Source organism: Ramlibacter sp. (assembly GCF_028292805.1).
In the GTDB taxonomy this organism is placed as follows: domain Bacteria; phylum Pseudomonadota; class Gammaproteobacteria; order Burkholderiales; family Burkholderiaceae_C; genus Ramlibacter.
Map to the genome: position 1 here is coordinate 1 of NZ_JAQGLS010000238.1, position 9,963 is coordinate 9,963.

The window sequence follows — 9,963 nt, forward strand, 5'->3', positions numbered from 1 at the left end:
GACTTCTCCCAGACCCAGCTCAACGCAATAGCGAGACAATTGAACGAGAGGCCGCGCAAGACGCTCGGCTTCCACACGCCCGCTGAGATGTTCAGCGAATGTGTTGCGTCGACCGGTTGAATCCGCCCTGCTAAGGGGACGCTTTGGGGCGCGGTGAATGCCGCGACCCATTTCGTCGACCACGTTCGGACGGTCGGCTCTGGTGACCGCATCGACAGTGCGTGGTTCGGCACTGGGGCGCGGCTGAAGGAGAAGGCTTGGGCTCGCGCACTCCAAGTTGCGGGCTTGCCGGCAGAGAACATCGAGCGATGAAGAAGAAACTAATTGAGGTCGCGCTACGGTTGGAGCGATCAACGTCGCAAGCGCGCGCGAGAAATCCATCCGTCACAGGCATCCCTCCACGTTGCATCTACGGTGAGCCCGCCGGCCGCTAGCGTCCGCAAGGGCGGTGATCTTTGCTCAGATGGTGGACGACCCATCTTCAAAGAACCGCCAGGCCGGCAGGCCTCGGAGCAAGCTGGTACGCGCGGTGGCGTCAAGCGAGACACCGTGGACAACAGAGAGCGTGCATGACCGCCGTCCGGGAGCGCTTCGTTAAGCAGGTAGTCTGAATCGCTCCGACTTTGGCCGTGGCGATCTCACTTAGACCAACTTTCCTCCAAGAATTCCGGAACGTTCATTCCCCTTTTGGATGCGAAATGCTGGGCGGAGAGGACACCTGTTCGACTAAAAAACCACACGCATCCCGAGTCCGCTGACTGCACGGTTAGCGCGCACTCACTGTAAACATACTGCGATCTTCACTGCTTAACTGCACGGTATTTTGCTGTCCTACACCTGCGCCAGCCCCATCAGACCACGGCGCCGAGCTTGAAGATGGGCAGGTACATCGCGACCACGATGCCGCCGATCAGGCCGCCCAGGAACACGATGATCATCGGCTCCATCAGGCTGGACAGGCCGGCCACCATGTCGTCGACCTCGGACTCGTAGAAGTCGGCCGCCTTGCCCAGCATGTGGTCGATGGAGCCGGACTCCTCGCCGATCGCGCACATCTGCAGCACCATCGAGGGGAACACGTTGGCGTTGGTCATGGCCGCCGTCAGGCTGGTGCCGGTGGACACTTCCTGCTGGATCTTGGCGGTGGCGGCCTCGTAGACCGAGTTGCCGGAGGCGCCGCCGACCGAGTCGAGCGCCTCCACCAGCGGCACGCCGGCCGCGAACATGGTGGCCAGGGTGCGGGTCCAGCGGGCGATGGTCGACTTGTAGACCAGCTGGCCGAACACCGGCATCTTGAGCATGAAGCGGTCCATGAACATCTGGACCTTCTCGCTGCGCTTCCAGGCCTGCATGAAGAAGTAGAAGCCGCCGCCGATGCCGCCGAAGATCAGCCACCACCACTTGACGAAGATCTCGCTCATGGCGATCACGAACAGCGTGGGGGCGGGCAGGTCGGCGCCGAACGAGCTGAACACTTCCTTGAATGCCGGGATCACGAAGATCATGATGACCGAGGTGACCACGAAGGCCACCACCACCACGGCGATCGGATACATCAGCGCGGACTTGATCTTGGACTTGATCGCCTCCGTCTTTTCCATGTAGGTCGCCAGCCGGTCCAGCAGGCCTTCCAGGATACCGGCCTGCTCGCCTGCTTCCACCAGGTTGCAGTACAGGCTGTCGAAGTACAGCGGGTACTTGCGAAAGGCGGCCGACAGCGAGGTGCCGGTCTCGACGTCGGTGCGGATGTCGTTGAGCAGCTTGGTCACGCTGGCGTTGGCGTTGCCGCGGCCGACGATGTCGAACGCCTGCAGCAGCGGCACGCCGGCCTTCATCATGGTGGCCAGCTGGCGGGTGAAGATCGCGATGTCCTTGGGCTTGATCTTGGAGCCCGAGCGCATCCGCCGCTTCTTGATCTTGGTCGGGTTCACGCCCTGGCGCCGCAGCGACGCCATGACCTGGTTCTCGCCCGCGGCCCGCGTTTCCCCGCGCACCTGCTTGCCGTTGCGGTCCCGTCCTTCCCACTCGAAGACGAAATCCGGGACTTTGGTTGTTGCCGTGGCCATCTGGGCTCCTCTTACGACGTTGTACTTTTATTCATTGGTCACGGCCAGGATTTCCTCGAGCGAGGTCAGCCCCAGCCTCACCTTGTGCAGCCCCGACTCGCGCAGGCTGCGCACGCCGTCGCGGCGGGCCTGCCCGGCGATCTCCAGCGCGCTGCCGTCGGCCAGGATGATCCGCTGCATGTCTTCCGTGATCGGCATCACCTGGTAGACACCGACCCGGCCCTTGTAGCCGTTGTTGCAGGCCGAACAGCCGATCGGCTGGTACGGCGTCCAGCTGCCGTCGACGTCTTCTTCCTTGTAACCCGCCTCGATCAGCGTCTCGTAGGGGATATCGGCGGGCTGCTTGCAGTGCGCGCACAGGCGCCGCGCCAGTCTCTTGGAGGTTATCAGGATCACGGACGAAGCGTTGTTGTACTGCGCGATGCCCATGTTGCGCATCCGCGTCAAAGTCGCGGGCGCATCGTTGGTGTGCAGCGTGGAAAGCACCAGGTGGCCGGTCTGGGCGGCCTTGATCGCGATGTCGGCGGTTTCCAGGTCGCGGATTTCGCCGACCATGATCACGTCCGGATCCTGGCGCAGGAAAGACTTCAGGGCCACCGAGAAGGTCAGGCCCGCCTTGTCGTTGACGTTGACCTGGTTCACGCCGGGCAGGTTGATTTCCGCCGGGTCTTCGGCCGTGGAGATATTCACCCCCGGCTTGTTCATCATGTTCAGGCAGGTGTAGAGCGACACCGTCTTGCCCGAGCCCGTGGGGCCGGTCACCAAGATCATGCCGTAGGGGCGGGCGATGGCGGCGAGCAGCCGCGCCTTCTCTTCCGGCTCGTAGCCCAGCGCCTCGATGCCCAGCTTGGCCGAGCTGGGGTCCAGGATCCGGATCACGATCTTCTCGCCAAACAGGGTGGGCAAGGTGCTGACCCGGAAGTCGATCACCTTGTCCGGGCCCACCTTCAGCTTCATGCGGCCGTCCTGCGGCACCCGCTTTTCGGAGATGTCCATCCGCGAGATGACCTTGATGCGCGAGGCCAGCTTGTCCTTGATGGCCACCGGCGGCGAGGCGATCTCGCGCAGTTCGCCGTCGACCCGGAACCGGACCCGGTAGGTGTGCTCGTAGGGCTCGAAGTGCAGGTCGGAGGCGCGGGCGCCGATGGCGTCCAGCAGCATCTTGTGCAGGAACTTGACGACCGGCGCGTCGTCGACGTCGGAGACCGCGCCCTTGTCGTCCTCGTCGACGACCGACTGCTCCATCGTCGACTCGTCGAACTCGAAGTCGTCGCCGATGATGCTGTCCATCGCCTCGCTGGTGGAGGCGGAGTGCACCTCGACCATCTTGGACAGCTTGTCGTATTCGGCGATCACCCAGTCCACGCCCAGCTGGGTGGCGAACTTGATCTTCTCGGCGGCCTGCTGGTCGGACGGGTCGGCGGTGGCGACGATCAGGCGGTTGTTGCGCTTGGACAGGACCACCACCCGGTAGTCCTGGCAGATCTTGGTGTCCAGCAGCCCGCGCGGCAGGCGCTTGAGGTCGATCGCATCCAGGTCAAGCAGCGGCGCCCCGAAAGCGCCCGACATCGTGTGCGCCAGATCGAAGGCGGAGACCGCGCCGGACCCGGTCAGTTCGGCGATGAAGCTGGTGCGGTTGGCCTTCGCCTTGCGGTAAATGTCGTCGGCGGATTTCTGCCCGAGCTTGCCCGCCGCGACCAGGGCGCGCCCCAGCCCCGGCAGGGCGACGGCGGAAGCTTCAGCGGGTTCTACAGCGGCCATGGAATGAGTGAAGTGGGCAGAACAGGCTCTGACCCGGGGACAAGTCAGTCCCGATCATCGTCAAAAGCCCAGTTGGTGTAAACGTTCATGGCCGTTTGCGACCGCTCGCAGTTGGTACGAAGTCACGGCCGGCACCCAATGATGCCATTCGTGCAATGCCTTGTAACGGATCGGGAGGATCTGCTTACGGGCGGCCCCTAAGGCGCAGGACTTCGCCTGGCGGACCTGCCCCGCCCGTGCCTGCCTGGTTTCCGCTGCCGCGGCGCCAGCCGACCGACCTGCGTGCGCTACGCTTCCGGATCGCCCGCGGTCAGGTACTCCCACATGCGCTCGAAGATGCCGCCGGTGTCGGTTGCCCTCAGCGCGCACTCTTCGGCGGAGAGCGGCGTCGATTCCGGCTCCAGCCCGGCGGACAGCAGCGCCAGCTCGATCCGCGCGGCATCTTCCAGGTACCAGGTGAGCGCCACCGCCTTGGCCAGGCTGGCACCGGCCACCACCACGCCGTTGCCGCGCATCACCACCGCGGCGCGGTCGCCCATCGCGTCGATCACGCCGACGGCGCGCGCGTCGTCGCGCACCAGCTGGGGGTCGTCCCAGAGGCCGACTCCGGCGCCGAAATAGGCGCCCATGCCGTGGCGGGGCTGGGGCACCCGCCGCGCCGTGCCCAGCGCCATCACGGCAGGGGGCATGGTCCGGGTCACGGCTTGCATCCCGGGCCGGCGCTGGTAGATCTGCTGGTGCAGCCGCACCTCGCCCAGCACGCCTTCGGGCAGCGGGCCCCGCACGGGCACGACGCGCCCGGGCTCGCCGGCAGCGATCACGCCCATCGGCCGGGCCGCGCAGACCAGGAAGTGCGCCTGGCCCAGCCGGACGCTGCAATGGCCATAGGCATGGGCCAGGCCGTGGCGGCCGAGCGCGCGCGCCGCCACCCGCAGCTGGCGCTGCAAGGCTTCATCGGCCTTCATGCCGGTGCTCCCGCTTGCTTCTTGCGGAACTCCGGGATGTCGGGCACCGAACCCCACATGCAAAACGATTCGTTGATCGAGGGGAACTGGCGCGGCCGGTGGCTCGCCTCCTGCGCCGCCGAGATCATGCGCACGCCGCTGGAGTATTCGTAGATCATGCCGTCCGGTCCCTTGAAGTACAGGAACATCGCCCCCGACGTGGGGTGCCGGCCCGGCCCGAACACGATGGGCACGCCCTTTTGCTGCAGCATGTACCAGGACCGCATGATGTCGTCGATGCTCTCGACCTGGTGGTTCACGTGCTGGACGCCGCTGCGGGTGGTGGGGAACAGGGCCACCTTGTGGTGGACCTCGTCGATGCGCAGCAGCGGGGCCTCGCCGATGCGGTCGCTCACGCGCGCGCCCAGCACCTGGGTCCAGAACTGCTCGTCGCGCCGGGCGTCGGTGGTGCACAGCCCCACGTGGCTGAAGCCGGTGATGCCGGCATCCCGCGCGGGAAAGTGGCGCCGCCCGCTGTGGTGCGGCCGCAGCACCAGCTCGATCTTGTTGCCGGTGGGGTCGCGCAAATGCAGGAAAGCGTCCACGTGGCGCTGCTCGCATTCCTGGCGGGTGCCGGCGCGCACCGGCACGCCGTTGTTGCTCAATTCGTCAGCGGCGGCGGTGAGCTCCGCCGCGCTACGCAGCTCGAAGCCCACGGTGTGGTCGGACGGATCGCCCTCGAAGTAGACCAGCGTGTGGTCGCGGTCGTCGCTGCGAAAGTAGCTGGCCCCGGCCTCGTCGCGCGCCGTCTCCAGGCCGAGGATTTCGCGCGCGAAGCGGCTGGCCTCGGCGCGGTCGGGCGTGCCCAGGCGGACATAGCGGATGTCGAGCAGATTGATCACGTCGTCTCCAACGGCCTGGCGGCCGCAACGGCTGTCACGGTGCGGCGGGCGCGCACCTTTTCAATCCAGCTTCAGGTTGGCCGCCCTGATCACGCCGCTCCAGGCCGCGGTCTCGCGGCGGATCAGCTCGCGGTAGGCCGCGGGGGTCAATGGCGGCGCCTCGTAGCCGAAGGTGCGATAGCGCTGCACCACCTCGGGCAGCGTGATGACCTGCGCCAGATCCGCGGCAATGCGCTCCAGCACCGCCGCCGGCATGCCCGCCGGGGCGAACAGGCCGGCCCAGGCGCTGACGTCGAAGCCGCGCAGCTGCGCCGATTCCGCGGTGGCGGGCACGTTCGGGTAGAGCGGGTCGCGCGCCGGCGCCGCCAGGGCCAGGAAGCGGATGCGGCCGCTGCGCTCCATCTGGCCGGCACTGGCCACGCTGCCCAGGGCCCAGTCGACTTCCCTGGTCGCCACCGCCGTGTACAGCTGGCCGAAGTCGCGGTACGGCACGTGCGTCATCTTCACGCCGCGCAGGGCCTGCAACTGCAGCGCGCCGATGTGGCCGGGGCTGCCGAGGAACCAGGAGCCGTAGTTGACGCCGCCGGGCTTGGCCTTGGCCGCCGCCACGATCTCCTCGACGCTCTTGTACGGGCTGTCGGCGGCGACGGCCACGAAGAAGGGCGTGCGCAGGATCATGCCGACCGGCAGCAGATCCTTGTCGACGTCGTAGGGCAGGCGCGAGAAGGTGTGCGGATGCGTGGTGGTGTGGTTGCTGTCCAGGAGCACCAGCGTGTGGTGGTCCGCCGCGGCGGCCTTGAAGCCGGCCATCGCGATGAAGCCATTGCCGCCGGGACGGTTGTCGATGACCACCGGCTGCGACCACTTGCGCGCCAGCTGCTCGCCCAGCACCCGCATCGCCGCGTCCGGGCCGCTGCCGGCGGGGAAGGGCGTGATGATGCGCACCGGCTTGCCGGGGAAGTCCTGCGCCAGGACCAGCGCCGGGGCCAGTGCGATGCCGCCGGCCAGGGCCAGCCGCTGGAGGGTTTCGCGTCTCGTCGTCATGTCGTCTCCTTGGGGTTGTTCTATTGCGCCGCGATGCCGGCGTCGCGGATCACCTTGGCCCAGCGCCGGGTCTCGCTGTCGACGAAACCGCCGAAGCGCTCGCCGGGCCAGGCCAGCATCTGCACACCATTGGAGTGCAGTGCTTCCTGCACGCGGGCTTCCTGCAGCGCCTTGTCCGAGGCGCGGCGCAGTTCGGCCAGCACCGGCGCGGGCGTGCCCTTGGGCGCGAACAGGCCGGCCCAGGTGGCCGCTTCCACGCCCTTGACGCCGAGCTCGGCGAAGGTGGGCACGTCCGGCAACGCGAAGTGCCGCTCGGGGGCGGCCACCGCCAGCGCGCGCAGCTTGCCGGCCTTGATGTGCGGCAGCGACACCGAGACGGTGTCGAACATCATGTCCAGGCTGCCGCCCATCAGGTCGACGGAAGCGGGCGCGCCGCCCTTGTAGGGCACGTGCACCAGCTTCACGCCGGAGGCCTGCTCGAACAGGATGCCGGCCAGGTGCAGCGAGGTGCCGGTGCCGGCGGAACCATAGCTGAGCTTGTCCGGCTGGCGGCGTGCCCGCTCCGTCAGTTCGAGCAGCGACTTCGCGCCCTGGGCGGCATTGACCACCAGGATGTTGGGCACGGAGCCCCACAGCATGACCGGTTCGAAATCGGCAACGGCGTCGTAGCCGGGCTTGGCGAACAGCGCCGGGTTGGCGCCATGCGTGGCCGAGGTGCCGACCAGCAGCGTGTAGCCGTCGGCCGCCGACTTGGCGACCTGGGCCGCGCCGATGTTGCCGGCGGCGCCGGCCTTGTTCTCGACGACGACGGTCTGGCCCAGTTCGCGTCCCATGGCTTGGGCGATCGGCCGCGCCATCGCGTCGATGGCGCCGCCCGGAGCGAACGGCACCACGAAGCGCAACGCACGGTCAGGGTATTTGGCGCCTTGCGCGAGCGCCGGCTGCGCAAGCGCGCCCAGGGCGATGACAGCGACCGCCAGCAGGCTGCGGCGGGAGAGGATGGAGTGGGTCATTGTCTTGTTCCGGAAATGGTGGATGTCCGTGGGTGGGACTCAGGCGCGAGCGTTTGCCTGCGCCTGCTGGTTCAGCAGATCGAGCGCGACGTCGACGATCATGTCTTCCTGCCCGCCGACCATGCGGCGGCGGCCCAGTTCGACCAGGATGTCGACGGTCTTCAAGCCGTACTTCCCGGCCGCCGCTTCGGCGTGGCGCAGGAAGCTGGAGTACACGCCGGCATAGCCCAGCGCCAGCGTTTCGCGGTCCACCCGCACCGGGCGGTCTTGCAGCGGCCGCACGATGTCGTCGGCCGCATCCATCAGCGCCATCACGTCGCAGCCGTGGGTCCAGCCCAGGCGGCTGGCAGCGGCCACGAACACCTCCAGCGGCGCGTTGCCGGCGCCGGCGCCCATGCCGGCCAGGCTGGCGTCGACCCGGTCGCAGCCTTCTTCCACCGCCACGATGCTGTTGGCCACGCCCAGGCTCAGGTTGTGGTGGGCAGGCATGCCGGTCTGGGTCTCGGGCTTGAGGACGTCCTTGAAGGCGCGGAAGCGCTCGCGCACGTCGGTCATGCCCAGAGCCCCGCCGGAGTCGACCACGTAGACGCAGGTCGCGCCGTAGCTTTCCATCAGCCTGGCCTGCTGCGCCAACGCCTCGGGACCGGTCATGTGGCTCATCATGAGAAAGCCAACCGTGTCCATGCCCAGCTCGCGCGCGGACTCGATATGCTGCTTCGAGATGTCGGCCTCGGTGCAGTGGGTGGCGATGCGCACTACCCGCGCCCCGGCTTCGTAGGCAGCCTTGAGGTCATGCACAGTGCCGATGCCGGGAATCAGCAAGGTGGCGATCTTGGCGCGCTTGACGGCGCCGGCGGCCGCCGCGATCCATTCCAGGTCGGTGTGGGCGCCAAAGCCATAGTTGAAGCTGCCGCCTTGCAAGCCGTCGCCATGCGCGACTTCGATCGAATCGACGCCGGCTTGGTCCAGCGCCTGGGCGATCTGCGCGGCCTGGGCCACTGTGTACTGGTGGCGAATCGCGTGGCTGCCGTCGCGCAGCGTCACGTCGCAGATGTAGATCTTCTTGTCCATGGCGGCCCTCCGTTCAGGCGGCCAGCAGGCGGGCGGCCATCTGTTCGGCCGTGCGCAGCGCCGCGCTGGTCATGATGTCCAGGTTGCCGGCATAGGCCGGCAGGTAGTGCGCCGCGCCTTCGACTTCCAGGAAGATGGACGTCTTGATGCCATCGAAGCGCTCGCCCACGCCGGGGATCTTCAGGCCCTGGACGCGGTCGAACTGCAGCTGTTGCTTCAGGCGGTAGCCGGGCACGTAAGCCTGGACCTGGGCCACCATGGTTGCCACCGCGTCGGCGATGGCGCCTTCGGAGGCCGCGTCGCTGAGCACGAACACGGTGTCACGCATGATCAGAGGCGGCTCGGCCGGATTCATCACGATGATGGCCTTGCCTTTGCCGGCGCCGCCGACGCTCTCGATGGCGCGCGCCGTTGTTTCGGTGAACTCGTCGATGTTGGCCCGGGTGCCGGGGCCGGCCGACTTGCTGGCAATCGACGCCACGATCTCGGCGTAGTGCACCTTGGCCACCCGGGCGACGGCCGCCACCATGGGGATGGTGGCCTGGCCGCCGCAGGTGACCATGTTGACGTTCAATGCATCCAGGTGCTGCTCGCCGTTGACCACCGGAACGCAGTACGGGCCGATGGCCGCCGGCGTCAGGTCGATCATTCGAATGCCAGGGCGCGCGGCGCGCAGCAAGGCGTCGTTGCGCACGTGGGCGCCGGCGCTGGTGGCGTCGAACACGATGTCGATCTCGTCGAACACCGGCAGTCGCATCAGGCCTTCAGCGCCTTCGTGCGTGGTGGTCACGCCCATGCTCGCGGCGCGCGCCAGGCCGTCCGAGGCCGGATCGATGCCGACCATGGCGCCCATGGCCATGTGCTTGCCGTGGCGCAGCACCTTGATCATCAGGTCGGTGCCGATGTTGCCGCTGCCGATGATGGCGGCCTTGAGCTGGCGGCTCATGTCGCGCCCCCGACCTGGAAGCCGACGCTGCCCAGCGACTGCACTTCCAGCGAAACGTGCTGGCCGGGCTTGATCCATTCGGCCGGGGTGGCGCCACCGGCCAGCACGATCCAGCCCGCCTGCAGCGGCTCGCCGGCGGCGGCCGACAGGCGCGCCGCCGCGACCAGCGAGCGCGCCGGATGACCCAGCAGCGCGGCGCTGGAGCCGACCTGCAGC

General features: G+C 67.7%; 8 protein-coding genes and 3 pseudogenes. 2 read left to right on the forward strand and 9 right to left on the reverse strand.

What is annotated here, in order from left to right:
- Both JWP65_RS14875 and JWP65_RS14880 read left to right on the forward strand, forming a co-directional pair.
- Nucleotides 1–120 (forward strand): annotated as a pseudogene (locus tag JWP65_RS14875) (IS30 family transposase); the annotation flags it as partial.
- A 283-nt stretch (nucleotides 121–403) separates the two neighbouring features.
- Nucleotides 404–598, forward strand: a pseudogene (locus tag JWP65_RS14880) (DUF1156 domain-containing protein).
- 253 nt (nucleotides 599–851) lie between these two features.
- On the opposite strand, the gene JWP65_RS14885 reads toward JWP65_RS14880, so the two are convergent.
- The 9 genes and pseudogenes from JWP65_RS14885 to JWP65_RS14925 all read right to left on the reverse strand — a co-directional run.
- Nucleotides 852–2,066 carry a type II secretion system F family protein gene (locus tag JWP65_RS14885; RefSeq protein WP_299765076.1) on the reverse strand — a complete coding sequence of 405 codons (1,215 nt, stop codon included), beginning with the start codon at nucleotides 2,064–2,066 and terminating at the stop codon, nucleotides 852–854.
- Nucleotides 2,067–2,093: 27 nt separating this feature from the next.
- Nucleotides 2,094–3,827: a type IV-A pilus assembly ATPase PilB gene (gene pilB, locus JWP65_RS14890; RefSeq protein WP_299765078.1), complete on the reverse strand. Its 1,734-nt coding sequence runs from the start codon at nucleotides 3,825–3,827 to the stop codon at nucleotides 2,094–2,096.
- 287 nt (nucleotides 3,828–4,114) lie between these two features.
- Complete coding sequence (locus JWP65_RS14895; RefSeq protein ID WP_299765080.1) at nucleotides 4,115–4,792, reverse strand: class II aldolase/adducin family protein; 678 nt, start codon at nucleotides 4,790–4,792, stop codon at nucleotides 4,115–4,117.
- On the reverse strand, nucleotides 4,789–5,673 hold the full coding sequence (locus JWP65_RS14900) for a VOC family protein (RefSeq protein WP_299765082.1): 885 nt from the start codon (nucleotides 5,671–5,673) through the stop codon (nucleotides 4,789–4,791). Before JWP65_RS14900 ends, JWP65_RS14895 begins: the two co-directional genes overlap by 4 nt.
- 60 nt (nucleotides 5,674–5,733) lie before the next feature.
- A complete protein-coding gene (locus JWP65_RS14905) occupies nucleotides 5,734–6,717 on the reverse strand; it encodes a tripartite tricarboxylate transporter substrate binding protein (protein WP_299765084.1) in 984 nt (327 codons plus the stop codon).
- Between the two features lie 20 nt (nucleotides 6,718–6,737).
- Complete coding sequence (locus JWP65_RS14910; RefSeq protein WP_299765086.1) at nucleotides 6,738–7,730, reverse strand: tripartite tricarboxylate transporter substrate binding protein; 993 nt, start codon at nucleotides 7,728–7,730, stop codon at nucleotides 6,738–6,740.
- A 39-nt stretch (nucleotides 7,731–7,769) separates the two neighbouring features.
- The gene (dmpG, locus tag JWP65_RS14915) at nucleotides 7,770–8,801 is read right to left on the reverse strand and encodes a 4-hydroxy-2-oxovalerate aldolase (protein WP_299765088.1); all 1,032 of its coding nucleotides are present in this window, start codon (nucleotides 8,799–8,801) and stop codon (nucleotides 7,770–7,772) included.
- Between the two features lie 13 nt (nucleotides 8,802–8,814).
- Nucleotides 8,815–9,747, reverse strand: coding sequence for an acetaldehyde dehydrogenase (acetylating) (locus tag JWP65_RS14920; RefSeq protein ID WP_299765090.1), 933 nt, complete (start codon nucleotides 9,745–9,747; stop codon nucleotides 8,815–8,817).
- Nucleotides 9,744–9,963 (reverse strand): annotated as a pseudogene (locus tag JWP65_RS14925) (4-oxalocrotonate decarboxylase); the annotation flags it as partial. The gene JWP65_RS14920 and the pseudogene JWP65_RS14925, both read right to left, overlap by 4 nt.

Coding starts and splice junctions, on each gene's coding strand:
- JWP65_RS14910 (WP_299765086.1), bottom strand. CDS start 7,730: ATGACCCACTCCATCCTCTCCCGCCGCAGCCTGCTGGCGGTCGCTGTC.
- JWP65_RS14920 (WP_299765090.1), bottom strand. CDS start 9,747: ATGAGCCGCCAGCTCAAGGCCGCCATCATCGGCAGCGGCAACATCGGC.
- pilB (WP_299765078.1), bottom strand. CDS start 3,827: ATGGCCGCTGTAGAACCCGCTGAAGCTTCCGCCGTCGCCCTGCCGGGG.
- JWP65_RS14885 (WP_299765076.1), bottom strand. CDS start 2,066: ATGGCCACGGCAACAACCAAAGTCCCGGATTTCGTCTTCGAGTGGGAA.
- JWP65_RS14905 (WP_299765084.1), bottom strand. CDS start 6,717: ATGACGACGAGACGCGAAACCCTCCAGCGGCTGGCCCTGGCCGGCGGC.
- JWP65_RS14895 (WP_299765080.1), bottom strand. CDS start 4,792: ATGAAGGCCGATGAAGCCTTGCAGCGCCAGCTGCGGGTGGCGGCGCGC.
- dmpG (WP_299765088.1), bottom strand. CDS start 8,801: ATGGACAAGAAGATCTACATCTGCGACGTGACGCTGCGCGACGGCAGC.